The 16,290-nt window shown below is 39.1% G+C and carries 21 protein-coding genes; all 21 read right to left on the bottom strand.

What is annotated here, in order from left to right:
- Nucleotide 1: 1 nt before the first annotated feature.
- The 21 genes from AC5LW9_RS07480 to AC5LW9_RS07380 all read right to left on the bottom strand — a co-directional run bounded on the left by AC5LW9_RS07480 (nt 2) and on the right by AC5LW9_RS07380 (nt 16,277).
- Complete coding sequence (locus AC5LW9_RS07480; protein WP_493455557.1) at nt 2-718, bottom strand: phage minor tail protein L; 717 nt, start codon at nt 716-718, stop codon at nt 2-4.
- A gap of 111 nt (nt 719-829) precedes the next feature.
- Nucleotides 830-1,219: a hypothetical protein gene (locus AC5LW9_RS07475; protein WP_493455556.1), complete on the bottom strand. Its 390-nt coding sequence runs from the start codon at nt 1,217-1,219 to the stop codon at nt 830-832.
- Entirely contained in the window at nt 1,212-1,412 is a 201-nt protein-coding gene (locus AC5LW9_RS07470) for a hypothetical protein (RefSeq protein WP_493455555.1), read from the bottom strand. Before AC5LW9_RS07470 ends, AC5LW9_RS07475 begins: the two co-directional genes overlap by 8 nt.
- A gap of 219 nt (nt 1,413-1,631) precedes the next feature.
- The gene (locus AC5LW9_RS07465) at nt 1,632-1,976 is read right to left on the bottom strand and encodes a hypothetical protein (protein ID WP_493455554.1); all 345 of its coding nucleotides are present in this window, start codon (nt 1,974-1,976) and stop codon (nt 1,632-1,634) included.
- A gap of 16 nt (nt 1,977-1,992) precedes the next feature.
- The gene (locus AC5LW9_RS07460; RefSeq protein WP_493455553.1) at nt 1,993-2,322 is read right to left on the bottom strand and encodes a phage tail protein; all 330 of its coding nucleotides are present in this window, start codon (nt 2,320-2,322) and stop codon (nt 1,993-1,995) included.
- A gap of 71 nt (nt 2,323-2,393) precedes the next feature.
- The gene (locus tag AC5LW9_RS07455; protein WP_493455552.1) at nt 2,394-3,077 is read right to left on the bottom strand and encodes a hypothetical protein; all 684 of its coding nucleotides are present in this window, start codon (nt 3,075-3,077) and stop codon (nt 2,394-2,396) included.
- Between the two features lie 56 nt (nt 3,078-3,133).
- A complete protein-coding gene (locus AC5LW9_RS07450; RefSeq protein WP_493455551.1) occupies nt 3,134-6,397 on the bottom strand; it encodes a tape measure protein in 3,264 nt (1,087 codons plus the stop codon).
- Nucleotide 6,398: 1 nt separating this feature from the next.
- The gene (locus AC5LW9_RS07445) at nt 6,399-6,623 is read right to left on the bottom strand and encodes a phage tail assembly protein T (protein WP_493456601.1); all 225 of its coding nucleotides are present in this window, start codon (nt 6,621-6,623) and stop codon (nt 6,399-6,401) included.
- 71 nt (nt 6,624-6,694) lie between these two features.
- The gene (locus AC5LW9_RS07440) at nt 6,695-7,084 is read right to left on the bottom strand and encodes a phage tail assembly chaperone (protein WP_493455550.1); all 390 of its coding nucleotides are present in this window, start codon (nt 7,082-7,084) and stop codon (nt 6,695-6,697) included.
- Between the two features lie 9 nt (nt 7,085-7,093).
- The gene (locus AC5LW9_RS07435) at nt 7,094-7,549 is read right to left on the bottom strand and encodes a phage tail tube protein (RefSeq protein ID WP_493455549.1); all 456 of its coding nucleotides are present in this window, start codon (nt 7,547-7,549) and stop codon (nt 7,094-7,096) included.
- 66 nt (nt 7,550-7,615) lie between these two features.
- A complete protein-coding gene (gene gp17, locus AC5LW9_RS07430; protein ID WP_493455548.1) occupies nt 7,616-7,945 on the bottom strand; it encodes a tail completion protein gp17 in 330 nt (109 codons plus the stop codon).
- The gene (locus AC5LW9_RS07425; RefSeq protein ID WP_493455547.1) at nt 7,942-8,367 is read right to left on the bottom strand and encodes an HK97-gp10 family putative phage morphogenesis protein; all 426 of its coding nucleotides are present in this window, start codon (nt 8,365-8,367) and stop codon (nt 7,942-7,944) included. Before AC5LW9_RS07425 ends, gp17 begins: the two co-directional genes overlap by 4 nt.
- Nucleotides 8,360-8,683, bottom strand: a complete 324-nt coding sequence (locus AC5LW9_RS07420; protein ID WP_493455546.1) for a phage head closure protein — start codon at nt 8,681-8,683, stop codon at nt 8,360-8,362. The genes AC5LW9_RS07425 and AC5LW9_RS07420 overlap by 8 nt, the downstream gene beginning before the upstream one ends.
- On the bottom strand, nt 8,680-8,997 hold the full coding sequence (locus AC5LW9_RS07415; RefSeq protein ID WP_493455545.1) for a head-tail connector protein: 318 nt from the start codon (nt 8,995-8,997) through the stop codon (nt 8,680-8,682). The genes AC5LW9_RS07420 and AC5LW9_RS07415 overlap by 4 nt, the downstream gene beginning before the upstream one ends.
- A 51-nt stretch (nt 8,998-9,048) precedes the next feature.
- Nucleotides 9,049-10,260 carry a phage major capsid protein gene (locus AC5LW9_RS07410; protein WP_493455544.1) on the bottom strand — a complete coding sequence of 404 codons (1,212 nt, stop codon included), beginning with the start codon at nt 10,258-10,260 and terminating at the stop codon, nt 9,049-9,051.
- Between the two features lie 15 nt (nt 10,261-10,275).
- The gene (locus AC5LW9_RS07405; protein ID WP_493455543.1) at nt 10,276-10,929 is read right to left on the bottom strand and encodes an HK97 family phage prohead protease; all 654 of its coding nucleotides are present in this window, start codon (nt 10,927-10,929) and stop codon (nt 10,276-10,278) included.
- Nucleotides 10,919-12,115, bottom strand: coding sequence for a phage portal protein (locus AC5LW9_RS07400; RefSeq protein WP_493455542.1), 1,197 nt, complete (start codon nt 12,113-12,115; stop codon nt 10,919-10,921). The genes AC5LW9_RS07405 and AC5LW9_RS07400 overlap by 11 nt, the downstream gene beginning before the upstream one ends.
- On the bottom strand, nt 12,112-13,851 hold the full coding sequence (locus tag AC5LW9_RS07395) for a terminase large subunit (protein ID WP_493455541.1): 1,740 nt from the start codon (nt 13,849-13,851) through the stop codon (nt 12,112-12,114). The genes AC5LW9_RS07400 and AC5LW9_RS07395 overlap by 4 nt, the downstream gene beginning before the upstream one ends.
- Nucleotides 13,808-14,272, bottom strand: coding sequence for a phage terminase small subunit P27 family (locus tag AC5LW9_RS07390; RefSeq protein ID WP_493455540.1), 465 nt, complete (start codon nt 14,270-14,272; stop codon nt 13,808-13,810). The genes AC5LW9_RS07395 and AC5LW9_RS07390 overlap by 44 nt, the downstream gene beginning before the upstream one ends.
- A 73-nt stretch (nt 14,273-14,345) precedes the next feature.
- On the bottom strand, nt 14,346-14,582 hold the full coding sequence (locus tag AC5LW9_RS07385) for a hypothetical protein (protein WP_493455539.1): 237 nt from the start codon (nt 14,580-14,582) through the stop codon (nt 14,346-14,348).
- 1,455 nt (nt 14,583-16,037) lie between these two features.
- Nucleotides 16,038-16,277 (bottom strand): Acb2/Tad1 domain-containing protein, encoded by a 240-nt coding sequence (locus AC5LW9_RS07380; protein WP_493455538.1) that lies wholly within the window; start codon nt 16,275-16,277, stop codon nt 16,038-16,040.
- Between the last annotated feature and the right edge of the window lie 13 nt (nt 16,278-16,290).

Here is a 16,290-nt window from a genome sequence, read left to right as displayed (position 1 = left end):
GTTATTTAATTCTCGCAGCGGTAGGAAACCCGCCGAATGGTAGTATTCCGTGTTCACCGTGTCGGAGTTTGCAACCAGTGACACATCCGCTACATTTGTCGCGCGTAATATCGTTAGTAGGCTGATCGAACTCATCAGCAACCGCACCGCCTGTATAACCACAATCAGCGCTGCGATAAATCCAACTGCAGGTATCAGCTATAATTATTCGTGCTGGTATTCGTGCGCCGTCAGTTTCACAGGGTAGCGCGAGAGTAAATGTTGCCAATGGTGAATGCAGACTAACCTGTTCAATTACATAATTAGACACAAATTCACAGTACGGGTCGGCATATTTGTTGCCGTTCTCAAAATTTACCGCATCCAGATATTTAACGAGCACCTCATGCCGAGTTACAATCGCGCCAATCATGCCCTCATAATTTGCGATTAGTCCGTTTAAAATGCCTCCCGTATTACTGGCTGTCAGTGTCGGTCGATTACTCGCGCCCTGCCCGCTGCGCTCAAATCCCTGCGCTTTAATTGGGTATGGCTCATACACGTTACCCTGCCATGTGATAGGTCGGCGTAGTTCATTGACGCCATTGTGAAAGCGTACTACTGTTTTGTTGCCAACGATTTTACTTAAATCGAGGTCATATAAATTAATGATTGCGCCCTGCTCGATTTTTGTAATATCTAGCAGCATTTTTTTTGGGGCCATATTTTCTCCAGACATAAAAAAACCCTCGTTAGAGGGTTTGATTTATTTTGTTTTGCAATGGTATGTTATTTAAAAGGTTTGGGCAAAAAAAACCGCCAAATCGGGTTGGTGTTTTAAGTGAATTATCTATCTTTTAGAATTGCGCCCTTTTATGAAAGACACGGCTAACGTTGCAATGGTTGCTGTTGCAATAGTTCCAGCTAAAACCTCATGACCATTAATCCCTAAGTATACACTACCAGTAATCCCCGATAGACCAATAACTAACCCAAATATTTGACCTAAAAGCCTTTCGATAAAAATAAAAATGTTAACACACCTATCATTCTTTCTTCTGTATTCGGCTTCTTTTTCTGTTTGCTCAAAAAACCAATCTACTTTATCTGGTTTAAACGCATGGAGTCTTTCCAGAACCTCAATTTGAATAACTGGAGAATCTGTAGAGTGCTCTGACATAGCAATACCGAGATCCCCATCTTTTGTTTTTTGAGCTGCAATCCTTGTTGATCTAGACATACAAATATTTTTTATTCTTTTCTATTGTTTTTTTTAAATCGTTTGAAACAACTCTATAATCGCCTGATAAGCGTTTATAGTCACTTTTAAAATTAGAACTATTTGATTTAATGTAAGGGCGTTTTTCATTAAAAATGTTATTATTTGCTATCGAATAAAAAACATTCTTCATGCTTATCAATTTTATTTTCATTGCTGTCCCCTTTAAACTTGATAACTTAGATTATCAATCTTTGGAGGTAATTATAATTACCATAAGGTAGATAGTAAAGAAAATTTACACAAATTACAAAAATTAATAGATTGTATATATTTGACAATATCTAGATTTTCCAATATTACCATTCATTATTTTATGTAACCTACAAGGAACATAATTTTTACCTAAGGCAGAATTCTGCCTTAGCTTGGTTTATCCCGCATATCCACCATCAATAATTGATTTGGCGTAATCAAGAGCGTTTTTGTAAACATCACCTATTACAGTGTTGACTTTCAAATCTTCGGAATATTGGAGGTAAAATTCGGCGTCTGGCATCAACGTTATAACACCAGTAATAGCAATATTAATTTTAATGATTGGCGTAATCTCAGATTCATATGATGAATTGAATTTAACCCGATCGTCATTATTAAAATTTCCTAATGTTATTGTCACCCCCCTGTACTGAATTGTGTTTACTAGATTACTGGTATCAGCTATCAATCTGTCACTAGTAGTATTAGATTCGTCTTTAATTTTTGTTGTTTCGTGCATTTTATTTACTCCTGATTTATGCCACGACTTCTTCGAATGTGGCTGTAATTGACGCTGTAGTATGTAGTAGGTTTATTGACCAACTAGGGCATTTGACGGTTAATATTTTATTGGAATGAGGATCGCGCCATTGAAACGCGTTTACACCACCGTGTCTATCTAGGAACTCATCGATATTACGGGACGTGCTACGGGCTACGTTTAACGTAACATTGAAACTACGTAATTTATTATTGATTCCGTCAGGCGCTCGCTGTTCGTAACCGTCACCAAATTTGATTGTCTTGACCCTCGGTTCAGATTTTATTCCCATGCTGGGTGCGACGACCCAATTAAATGTCTCCATATTTTCTCCAGATGTAAAAAAACCGCCAGAGAGGCGGTTTGTAATAGTTTTGTATTTTAGAACATGCTTTTTTATCTCATATTGAAATTACTATATACTTTATACTCAATGAATTGATTAGTTGCTTTTATTATTTCTAATTCTGCACCTTTATATCTTATAACTTTTGAATCCGATAGATCATATTCAACATTATTTGAAAATGCAGGGCGAGCAAAATCATTATTAAATTCTTTATACCCTATGTTAATCTTATTCCCTACTTTACCGTTATAGATTAGTATCTGCTGAAACGCATTTTGATAAGTTACATTTTTCTTTTGATAAGAAAATGAAGCATCACCTTTACATAAAGAACCACCAACAATACTAATAACACATAGATCATTATTTTTTTTATTAGTTCTAATCCCTGCAGGTATATCAGCAAAGGTTGATTTTCCCACTGTCACTCCAGAATTTAACTCATTTAACCCAAAAAACAGATAATTTTGATCTTCACCTACTTTAGGGTATTCTCCAGCATGAATAGTAAAATCCGTCACCCTGCCAACAACTGTAGTTTGAGGAAAAGAAATAACATCCCTTGACGCTACTGTACCCTGTCTAACCATATCATCACCAATAAATGTTTTTGTAACAACATTCAAATCGGGATAACTTATTTGTTTTGTTTCCGCTACATAATTATATTTAACGGTGTTACAAGCGGTTAAAACCATACCACATAAACTTAAAAAAATTATTTTTTTCATTCCATCCATCCCTATTTAATAAATTTAATAAATAGTATGAAATTTTGATAATAAAATCAACGACGATTTAAAACTCCTCCAGGTCGTATTGCGTTTGTATAGGCCCTGAGAACGTCCGCCTTAATCGTTTCACCAAAAACGGCTAAATCTTCATGAGTAACACCACCGCCAGCAGTTAGTGGCATATTTAGCGTTAAACCACCTGATGATGATCGTTTAGATGTCCCAAGAAAATCTTTTAAATCAGCATTAGTGCGTGCATCAACAACCCGTTCACCCCGATCTAACAACCATGTCCCCTCGCGAGGTATGTTATCAATACCACTATGAGCCATGCCCGATATGGTTTGTGCTGCGATCATACCAACGTTAGCCATGCCCAACCCCATCACGGTTGACGCTGCAATTTCGCCCATTGGGTACCCTAGCTCCCGCGCTTTATTTGCAGCAACAAGAGTGCTTATAGTTGCCTGCGCTATAGCTGCCGCGCGACTAGCCAAGAACATCACTTTATATGCAGCCGACGATTCACCCGCCGTTTGTTTAAACATATCAGCAATTGAGCCAGTTAGTGATGAGAATGTACCAAGAGTTGCAAGTGTGTATGCGTCCTGAATGTCTTGCTGTTTTTTGTGCATCGTGTCCTCGATATTGACAACAGCGTCTGCATATTCCTGTTGACTAATTAATTTTTGGTCTAATAACTCGGTTTGCATCGCGATTTGCTGTTCTTGCCAGTCATGCAGCTTTTTATCGTCCTCAGCAACATTTAACAAATCGCTACCTAGTCCACTATATGAATTTTGATAGCTGAATGTCGGCGCTGATTCCAGCGATTTTTTATTCATTTTAGCAAGCAATTCCTCGCGTTCCCTCAGTGAGAAATTGCCTTTTTCGATAAATTCCAAATGTTTCTTATACGTGTCAAGTTGCTGCTCTGCTGGAGTGCGCAACGAATCCATGATTGACTTGTATTCTTTTTGAGCGTTAAGCCGGTCCAACTCAATAGCTTTGGTTTCAAGTGTCTTTTTCTGAATTTCTGACAGTTTACTTAATTCGCCCTCCGCTAACTGACGCCGTAATTTTTGCAGTTCTGTAATATCAGTGTATGCATTGATTTGATTATTTAATTTATCAAGCTGGGATTTGTAGAGTTCAGCAGGACTTTTGCCCTTACTACTTTGCTTTAAATTCTCCTCTAATTTATGGTTTTGACGCAGTTTATCAGCTAATTCAGTTAGTTTTTCACCCAACTGGTCGGACATGTTGCCTGATAGTTGTTGCGTAGTTGCTAATTTAATTAAATCCGCTGCATGTTCTAGCGCAGCATCACCTGCAGCTCGTTGCAAACCAGCTAATACATACGCGGCTTCAGCGCCATAATTAGCTTTAACTCTACTAACATCCAGTTGTTGACTCAGTGTGCCTAGCTGATTATCGAGATTTGGGAAATCTACCAAATCCAATTTTTTCACGCCATTAGCCACAGCCACAGCCACGCCCTGAATAGCTCCCAGTTTTACCTGAGTTTCACCCAGTGCACCTGATGCGGTTAATAGTGCGCCCGTCATGTTCCCTAGCGCTGTTTTAAACTCCTGACCACCACCAACAGCAGTAATCAATTTATCATTTAATTGACTGAGTTTAGTTCCAAACTCAAACTCGCTAATAGCTGATTTATCCAGTTCTGATTTTAAGATTTTTACCTGTTCGATGTATTCATTAATCGCGGCTTGGTCTTTTTTTGACACAACTAACCTAGCAGACCAGTTACCAGTAACCCATTCCGTTCGTAAATTTTTCTCTAAATTTTCTTTTAGATTATCAATTTCAGTATCAACTGAAGCGGAATCAGTTTTAACCTGAACTGTTAGCCCTGCCACGATGCTATCTTGCCTACCTTTATTTAGCTCCTTAAATTTTGCCAGTAACTGATCTACTGGCAATTGCAATTCTTCAATGGGTTTTTTAGCCTCTGCCGCTCCGTCTCTCATTGAAAAAAATGCAGAGCCGACGGTTAGAGCCGTTACTGCCAATCCAACTGGACCACCCAATAATCCGAGCAAACCGCTACTCGCGCGAGATAATAAACCCATTTTACTGGTTAATGCATCAACTCGTGATTGTGCTAATGCTAACTGGTTATTTGCCTGAGTTTGACGATTGATTGCAGCAGTTAGATTATTTTGGGCAATCAAATTCGCCTTGAGTCCAACCGCTCGCTGAGCCTCAAACCTAGCCGCATTAGCTTCTGCAACCGCTTTTGCTTGTAGTGTTTTTACTGCTGCTAATTGTGTCTGTGCTAATGATATTTGCGCAGTGCGGTTATTTAATGTTGTTTTCGTAGCATTGATAACAGAATCTGACAGCCTACCAAAATAACGACCTAGTCCAATTGAAACAAATACACCCGCTGCACCAGTTACCAGCCCAATATTATCAGCAATAATTCTTAAACCGCTTGCTAGACCGCGTGTTATTCCTGCGCTGTCATTTAGCTCACCAATTAGTGCACCAAAACTATTTGATATCTGGGTAAACCCGTCTTTAACGGTATTGCCCATGTTGTCAGCCATTTTACCCGTCTCGTCCCTGACTTTAATCATTGCATCAGCCAATTGACGCATAGATATTTGTCCAGACATGCCTAATTGCTTAATGATCGCCTCATCTTTTTTGAGTGAATTCGAAAGAGCTTCAACAACATTGGGAGTAGACGCCATTATGCTTTTCCAGTCGTTTGACGTAACTTTCCCTGTAATCATGGCTTTGTTAATGGCGTTAATGCTAGACTGCACTTTCTCTGCTGATGTTGCATTAATCGTATAGCTATTGGACATCGCCTCGATAAAATCAATAGTATCATTAGTGCTATAGCCTAAATCTCGCATTGATGAGGCTGTGGCAATATATAGCTCCTGTGAATCAGTAATTGATTTGGCGTTCCTGTTACTGATTTCTAATAGCCGATTTTGCACATCCTGATAATCATCAACCGATCCCCCGACTGAAGTTACTGCCATTTTGACACGCGCCGCCATTTGCCCCCAATCATCGGCAGTATTTATAATACTAGTGATAGCAAAACCGCCAACAAATGCCGTTGCTAGGCCCAATGCTGACGATTTTAAACTATGTAACTGAGCGTTCATTGCCTGAATTGACCTGTTATTACTCGCAATATATGCGTCAAAACGGCGCGATCGCTCCTCTATTGTTTTGTAATAATCGGTACCGAGCCGTGTAGCTCGGCTCATTTCACGTTGATATGATGATGAGTCGGCAGTCACTCGGATTGCCAATTCTCGCAATGTTGCCATGTTATTTCCCTAGTAAATTTGATAGTGCGTCGAATAACGAAACTGGTTTTTTAGGCTCGTTTTTCTCCTCTCTAAATTTGATTAGACAGTCGTCAAAAGACGCGTCGCCACCCTGAGAACGATAAATACTGGATGCGATTTGCGCGGCGTGCCAATCGTGGCGCTCATCACCGATTGGATTTAATTTGTCGAATGCGACCCAGTAATAGAACTCACTAGCCGACATTGATTGATCAAGCTCGGCCAATGTTTTACCAAGTCGTAATGCAAGTTTTAGCTTGAAGAAAAGTTCAGGCTCTAATTCGACTTTTTTTCAGCTTCTTTTATCGGGTCGTTTTTTAAACCAATCAACTCAATAGAGTTATTAACGATTCGAGTATGAATCGGACCATAATTTTTTATCAAATCAGCCATATCGGTATCATCACTCGCATTAAAAATGCGATCACCATTTTCATCTATCAAAATTGTAGCGAAAAACTGGGCTTCGGCTTTAATTCTACCCACATCTTTATCGTGCTCCGATAATTTTTTCTGTTTATTGAGTTGCTCAATTGTTTTGAGATAACGGTAAAAATCAGCATGTAGAGGCTCTCGAACAGTAACGGTAACGCCCCATTCTGTTACCTCAAACGATTGAGTACGAAATCCTGCATTTTTTGCAGTTATAATTTTTTTTAAATTCATTATTTACCTCTAAATAATCGCATCATTAAACTCAAAACGACCTTTTACTTTGAATGAAAATGAGCCTGTTTCGATGTTATTTTTTGTACCCTTAAATTCATAACTCGTTACACGCGCGATCCAATCAATTGAACTGCCATCCTCTCTCTGGAGTTTGAATGGATAATTTTCATCATTGTAATATGATTTCCTGAGTATTTTTTGCCCAGCATTACCAGTTACAAAATTAACATTTAATGTAACGGTTGCCTCAGAGGGTAGCCCGCTAATAGTCTCTTTAGTTAGTGAACCCAGTGTTGAAACGTCAATTTCTTCACCCTCTGGTGCGGTAAACGAATAATCCGTTACTGTGCACTCCAGCGGTAATGTAGGGGTATCCGAGGTAATAAATTTGGTGCTAGAGTCCTTACCAACGTAAATTCCTGCACCTCGTGTTCTAGTATATTCGCTCTGTGTTTCTGTCATGTTTTTTCTCCAGACATAAAAAAACCGCCAGATAGGCGGTTTAAAATTGGTTAGGTTGGTTAATGGTTAATTTAGTAGGTAAAACTCTAACGTTGCCCTGTAGAGTCCCGTGTCGGATTCGTAACCGTGACGATCGCTGACATTAAATGGTTTTAATGGTTGCAAGCAGAGATACGCTTGTTCTCGGATGGTTTCAGCTTCAAACAATGTTTTTGCATAGACATCTACTTGAAAACAATATGTAACGTAGGATTGCCCGCACATAACATCGCCATAAACTCCCGATATTTTCGTATAGCAAATATAGGGTGTCTGTGTCCCCTGATCGGCAACTAACGGGCTAATTCGCCCGTCACACAGCATTTTTAATGCATTAGTGATTTGCACTTCAATCATTTTGAAAATATCCTATCAATGTCGTTTAGATACTGATTAAATGCAGCCTCCTCTGCCTGTTTGATGTTTGCATCAAATGCGGGTCTGACGAACGGTTGAGCGGGCATTTTTGAGGTTCCGTGCTCCAGAAAATACCAGTAATAAGGCATTGTTTTGTGTTTGCCTTTCTTACCTTTTTTCTTTGCTGGCACTTTTTTAAATTTAACACCAGCAGTCAGTGAGCCTCTGACCGTGTCAACGGATACACTGCGTTTTAACAACCCAGAATGAACAGGCGCATTTGCACGCACTGCATCACGAAAAACTACCGCACCAGCACGTACAGCCTTACGCGATACTTTCCTTTGCTCAGCATTAGAGAGTAATTTAAAATCAGCATCAAGTTCTTTAAATCCAGCAAGGGTGATAGTGGGTCTAATCATAACGCACGCCCTTTTTACACGGTAGTTCAAGCCTAGTTTTTTTCACGTCCTCCAGAACTGCTGTAATATCGTAATAGATACCGTTGCACAACACCCGCATATCTGGTGTAATATCGTTACGATGTCTAATTAGAATTTTGCAGTCTGTTTGTGATTGTTCGGCTTGTGATGATTGATATTCTCTACCTGACATGTCGCGGATTTCAGCCCGTACAGTGCACACATCGACCCATTGATCAACAGTTTGACCTAATGCGTCTTTACCGTTAACTTTCTGCTGAATTGTAATGCGGTTTCTCAGTAGTCCTGCTTTCATAATGGAATGATCCTGTATGGATTGATCAGCATTTGATATGCTAACGGCAAAACAACCGCTGAACTATTAACAGCGACCGCCTCTCGGTTATCGTACCAATGACCAACAAGCAACAACATTGCAACTTTTATTGCATCATTAATAACCATTCCGTTTGAGCAATCATCAGGTACTGAATCCTCGAACAATTTACGATTAATGTAATTTTCAATTGCCGTTTTAGCTGCTGACGAATATGTTAGTAATAGATTGTTGTCATCATCATGATCCACGTTTACCTGCTGCTTTAGTTCGTCAATTGTGGGTAAATTCATGCCATCACCTTATAAAAGGCCCTTTAATTAATAAAGGGCATCATTAACATATTAAGCTTTTTTCGTAGTGTTTACGGTTAATAACTTAATAGCATTACTATCATGTAACATTGATCCTACACGTTTAGTTGTATAAAAACCAATATGAGGTTTTTTTGTGTACGGGTCACGTAACATACGAATACCTATACGATCAAATATATAGAAACCACGTTTAAAATTACCAAATGCAATCGGTGCTTTACCTGATGCATCGCCAATACTTGGCATTTGTTCATTTTCAGAAACAGCGTATCCAGATAATAACGATGGTTGACCTAATTGCAATCCCGGTTGCCAAATGTAATTGCCTCTTTCGTCTTTCAATAAACGCACAGCTAATAAAGATTCATTATTGAGCATGAATTTAGCGCCAGAACGGTAAGGTTTACGCAAGCTGTGAGAAAGAGTCAGAATATCATCCGCTGAAATAGTTGCATCTTTTCCTACAATTTTCTGTAATTTACCCCAGTCGCGGTCTTTATCTTTTTTGTCATCAGTATCGTAGGATAAAAATCCTTTTGGCTTCTTAATACCATCACCAATAGTGAATGCCTCCTCCTCTCGCTCTGCGAATTCGGTAGTTAATTCCCTGGTAATAAATGATTCAACATTAAAAAATGCATCATCTAACATGGTTTGTGTTGCGTATGGGTTGCCGTAAATTTCACCCCACACAGGAGTAATAATACCAAATTGTGGTGTACCTGTTTCTTTTCGTTCATCGGTTTCACCGACCCAGCCACTAGCAGTACCTCCTTTGTTGGTTAGCGTTTTCCACTCTGGTGTACCCACAGTTATAACGGTACATTCTTGACGCATCACAACCTCATTACGCAATGATGATAGAATGTCAGTGTTCAATTCCTGTGGTAATGCAAAACCACCGTCAGCATCAATACCAATTTGCATTGCCTTTTGTTCCAGTTCTGCTAATCCCGTTTCATCGCCCTTACGAATAAATTTAGCAAATGCGGTTTTATGTTCTGAAGTATTTTTATTACCGCCGGGAGGTCGCTTAATTTCTTTTAGTTCATTTTCTAACGATGTTTTTAAATTATCTAATTCTGATAATTTACCGTTTAATGTGTCTACCTGACTAGCCAATGCGGCTTTTTCTTGGGTGATACCCTCTAAACGTTTGTCGTTTGCAGATTTAAATTGTTCAAATTGTTGTTTGAGTTCTTCCGCGACCTGTGTTACATCTTTTTGATCTACTGCCATAATATATTTAATCTCCTAATTAAAAATTGATTGTAAAATTTTTATCGCGTTTTCTTCGCTATTACTAACATCTCGCTGTTTTAGCGCAGCATACCCCTCAGACATAAACGCTTTTGCCTGAGTTCTAGAGAGTCCAACGTCGCGCAGTACTCGCTCAATTTCTCTTGGTGGCGGTATATCACCACTTTCAAAAATACTTTTTACATTATCGATCCTAGCCTCGTCATTTGCTGGGAATGTGACAACGGATACCTCCCAAAGGTCAATGTCCTTTAAAATGAACGCTGATTTTTCTTTATCATAATCATAGTCATTTAATACATACCCTATTGACAGACCCGACAAGGATTTAGCCCTCATATGAGCGTGTGCTCGTTTAGCTAATGGGTCATCATCAATTAATAATTGCCCCTCAAGGTATAAACCATTATCATCCTCAACCATTTTGGTGTAATAGCCGATAGGTTCATCCATTTTGTGTTGCCAAAGCAGTGCCGGTAGTCGTCCTTTTTCTTTCCATTGATTAAGTGAATTTGTGAAAGCACCTTTAATCACTATGTCTGAATCACTATCTTTCACACCAAAAACCGATCCGTAGCCTGTAAATGCACCAGAATCACTGATTGATTTAATTTCGAATGGTATATCCATTCTCTTTTTATTTAGCATTATTGTTATCCTGTGGTTTAGTAGTCATATTCATTGGCGTTAGATAAACGTCACCACCCTCACGTGGGTTACGTTCCTCTAAATCTCGGCATTCGTTCGGTGACAAAATTCCCCAGTTGATACCAGTTGCATATGATTCGTAGCGTGATTTCATATCGCCACGTAATAAAGCGCCTACATTGAATTTGGCATAAAATTGCCCTCGTTTCTCCTTGCTTACCAGCCCTGTATTTATTCGCTGCTCAATGCGGGTTAAATATGGTACTAGGGAATAATTAACGAATCCCATACCCAGATTTTCAATATTGCTGAACGTTGCGCGGTCGGTGTTTTGCAACATATGGAGTGGTACGCGGAATATTCGGCATATCTCTTCAAGTTGAAATTTCCGAGTTTCGAGAAATTGCGCGTCTTCCGCTGACATGCTGATTTGATTCCACTTTAATCCCATTTCTAGAATCATCGGCTTATGTGCATTTGATAAACCCTGATGTTGCTCTTGAAAATTTTCTTTAAGCCGCTTATAGGCTTCATCCGTTAAAGCTTGGTCCGTTTGTAACACTCCACTTGATACAGCACCATTGCTAAATAAACGTGCTCCGTGCTCCTCTGTTGCTAATCCAAGCCCTATTGTTTGGCGAGCATAACTAATTGGACTTAATCCAACTAACGAATCCATTGTAAATGTGCGAACGTGCCAAATTTCATCCTGAGATAGGACATCACAGGAGCCGTCAGGGAATGTAACCTGATAAACTGGATTCCAATTTTCATCAAGTTTCGGTTGCACATTATCAGGTAAAAGGGGCAACAACTCGACAATTTCACCTAATGCTTTAACTTTATACGCATAAAAATTACCACGTAAACAAAGGCTAGCAATTAAATACTCCCAAAATTCCTGAGGTGTCATATAGTCATTGGGTGCAGTATATAAAAGTGAATATAATTTTTCCTTTGGAGCTTTTACTCGTCCGCTATCAGTTGATTGATATAGAAAACAGGGTAACATTCCTACCGATTCAGATAATACACGAACACAACCAAATACTGCAGTTAACTTCATAGCCATTGCTGGACTCACTCGGCGACCAGTATATGTGTCAAATGAAAAACCTGTATAATCAGCAGGTTCTTGATGACTGATAGAATTTTGTTTACGTTTAAAAAATTTAAATAGATTCATAGTGTCCGTATTCCGACGTTTAAGATATGATCTGATAGGTTGCCGATTTGTTCTTGCATTTCATCAGCGCAACCACGTGCCATTGCAAGTGAAACCACGCCATCAATGCGCCCTGTACTTTTCCTTTTTGCAAAGACCTTATTTTCTTTGTTATCAGATTCGAGTACAGCACTAGCAGCATTCCAACGTAGGCAAGGGTTATATTTGATGATGATATTGTTCTCTGTTATGTCTTTTTCTAATAGCTCGATTGAATGAGGCATCCATAAACCAGAATCTTTTGATTTAAAAAAACCCTGCCCGTGCGGTGTCATTTCAATGCTCACTGATTCATCATCCAATGAACGCTGAAAATATTTAATTCTATACGGGTCAAATGCCATTCGAATAATATTAAATTTAGCTGTTAATTCGCCTAGTCGTTGAGCGACAAAATTATAGTCAACAACCCGACCCTCCGTAGCGAATAAATACCCTTGTTTAACCCATGCATCGTAGGGCACATGATCTGACTTGGTCCTATCTAAAAGTGTTTCTTTTGGTGTCCAAAATTCAGTAAATGCCTTTTTATGTTTTGGAAAATAAAGGGATAGCGCTGTAAGATCGCGCGTACCAGATAGATCCAACCCAGCATAACAATCCTCGCCGATCAATTCGTCTATATCAAAATTTTGCTCGTTAGCCATCCAGATATCAGATGCCAACCATGGATTATCAGCCTCAACCCATTGGCAAAAATTAAGACGCCTAACGATTGATTCTTTAGATGGCATCCCTTTAGCTTGTGTTACTTGTTCACGCAAATATTTATCGGTAAACGTGTGACCTAATGAGGGGTTAGCCTTAGCCCAACATGATTCATCATTAAACGGGTCGTCTTCCTCATCCAGTGAGCAAATAAAAGAAAAAAATGTATCATCAATTAATGATTGTTCTGCAACCTTTCGCCCGTATTCGTGGTACTCATAGCAAACACTGGTTTTGTTGTGTCCAGAGTTGGTTATCATGAAGATGATCGCCTGAGTTCGCCCTTTTGTTCCAGCTCGCATCATTTCAACGACGTTATTAGATTTGTGTTCGTGTATTTCATCAATCAATACGCAGTGAGGGCGAGGTCCTGATTGTCCATCGTCAGATGATATTGGTCGGAAGAACGCGCCTTTTCTTAGGTACGCTAAATTCCACACGTTTTGACCTGTACCTGATTTTTTTATTCGTTCAGATAATGCAGGAGATTGATCAACCATAGCAACGGCATCACGAAACAATATCATCGCCTGATCTTTCTTTGTAGCTGCCGCATAAACTTCTGCGCGAGGTTCATTATCAGCCATTAGACAATACAGACCTATTCCTGCAGCTAAAGGCGATTTACCAGAGCCTTTCCCTGATTCAATATAGACCATACGAAAGCGACGATATCCGTCTAATGTTTTCCAGCCAAATATTGATCCGACTATAAAACATTGCCACGGCAATAATATAAAAGGCTTCCCCTCATGCTCTCCACCATTCAGCTTAAGCACTTCCTCGAAGAACGCCACAGCACGATCAGCGGATTCAGTATCCCAAATTAACCCTTTTTCTTTTGTTCTTTTCAAATCATCTAAATGGCGCTGACACGCGTTTCGGATATCAGGTCCTGCTAATGTTTTCCCCGATGTCACATCAATCGCATATTGAGTCGCGTTATCAATCAAAGAATCTGTCGGTTTCGTTTTCTCCCTCTTTGCCATGTGCGTTCACCTTTGATCTAGATGCTTGGGTTAGTCCATACTCAATCATCCACGCGCGTAATCTGCGATCAGCATCAGCACGTTGAGTTACTGCGGGATTGGATTTAAGGACTAACTCACCTTGAGTATTGACGACCTGTTGCACCTGTCCGTGTTCATCGATGAGTTTGTCACATTCCAGTATTTCTATGTAACATTTTGTTAAACGTTCAATTGCAATTCCATCAACTACGGTCAATAGCCCCATGTCATTGAGCATGTTACACAGCCAAAGATAGATGTTCTTAGCTTGTGTATTAAAGTGCGTCGGTACATCGGGATAGCCCTCTTTTGGTTTAGGCTCATTTTTATTTAGCGCCCGCTTACCAGGATTTCCTGCAACCAATTTAGTGGCTGTTGGTGTTGGTCTGCGACCTGCCATAAGTTCTCCAAAAAAAATATTTCATTTCGCGGTTTTGCGTAAAAATGAGGGCGGGTGGTTTTTACGTGTTTTATCATGAACTTTTTACCTCCCCCTCCCCCTTTTCTGTTATTTCGTATTTAGCGATACCTATTTCGCTACTTCCAATATTAAATCTGACAGTAATATCAGCATGACTATTAGAGCGCGTCTTTAGGTCCAATTCACCTGTTTGACATGGTAATAATTCACCGTTATATAAAAGTCCAAGTCCTCTAAATGAGCCGTTCTTATAAATTCGTGCTATTTGTAATTTCTTTTCATCTTTCATTTCTCTTTACTCCAGTGTCCGCCATATGGCATACCGTTGATATCGCATCCTATCTCTGTTCCTTTGTTCTCTATCTTCTGTTTGGTACTAGAGTGATGTGTGTTACATAATCCCTGCCAATTAGATGAATCCCAGAATAACTGTTGTGCTATCTTAATCTTTACTGGGTCTTTAGCTATTAATGCCTGTTCGAGTTTATGCGGGATTATGTGGTCTACTGCTGTGGCTGGTTCGTATCTGCCCTGTTCTCTACACATAACACAGAATGGGTTACGCTGTAGGTAGGTTAACCTTGCTTTACGCCAGCGGGTGTTGTTGTATACATTCATATGTGTGCTCGGTGCCTTTTGAAAAGGCAGTGAAATGACCCTAACTTTAAGTTATAGTCAAAGTTGCCTAAATGGCATAATTTGGATTTCCTCTATTTCCGTAACTTAAAGTTACGGTATTACGTGTGTTACCTATATAGTTTTTGTGATTAGAATATCGAAATAGGCTGATCGTCCGCTCACTGTATTTTTTGTTGTGAATGTTTCGCAATTATTAAATAAATGGGAATATTTATTTTTGGTTTCCGCAAAATCCATGACTTCACTTTTATTGCTGGTAAAATAGAAAAATGGTGGTTTCATTAATTCAAATAATGTCAACTGAGACAATAATCCAAAATAGTGGCCTTTATCTCTATGGTATCCCTGATTAGTGTTAATGTACGGAGGGTCTAGCAAATATAAAACATTACCGTCGAATTCATCGTTCATTAGCTCGGTAAAACATTTTCCATTGTTTTCTCCCTTAGAAATGAGTTCTAGTCACACAGGGAACCAGTCGGGAGAACACCATGATAACCATCTGATACCCTCTAAAACTCATTTCTAATTGAGATTTTCTAAAATTGAATGTTTATGAATTTTAGGCACAAAAAAACCGCCATTTAGGCGGTTATTGTTTGTTAATTCGATTGCTATTTTTTCTTTTTATCGAAAGGATGTGAAACTCTTTCTACCCAGCGTATAGCAAATAGATACGCCAATACAAAAAATATAGCAGACGCAATAATAAAATCATTATCCACGTCACGAAAATAATTTTCCCTAAAACAAATACTAATTTGTATTCCTAAAAACAAATACGCCCAAATTATCAGAATACGGCGAGTCCATTTTAATGGTTTGTTATATTTATAATCCTTTTCCGTGAAACGAGAACGGCGGAAATAATAGCAGGCGCACAAAGTAGCTATAGATAAAAAATAATAAATAAAAATAAGTAGCATTATTCTGCTTCGCTATCAATTGTATATTGTTCACCATCAGGAGTCGTACAGAGGTAATACTCTCTAAGTCCATCGTTACCATCACGAATTGTCTTTATATCCATTGTGAATATGTCTATAGTTTAAACAATATGGCTGTGTTAGTCTGATTTTTTGTGTTAAATAGTGTAAATCAATATTTAGCTATTGGTTGGCATCTGACTGGTTAATGCCTGAGTCGCCCACATTTGCGCTCCTTGCAATTCTGTAATAGCAATAGAGCATAGCCGCTTTGTCTCAGGCGATTCTGTTTTTTTTCGCAAATCATTCAGCTGGTCGATGGCGGTAGCAATATATTTTTTACAAATACCAACCGACTCTAACTCAGAGGGATTGAAATTTGTGTTTACTAATTTTTGACCATAGGTTAACTGTTTCATTTATTCACCCGTG

This window comes from Gilliamella sp. LMG 34360, assembly GCF_984568995.1.
This window is presented reverse-complemented; position numbering and strand designations above follow the sequence as displayed.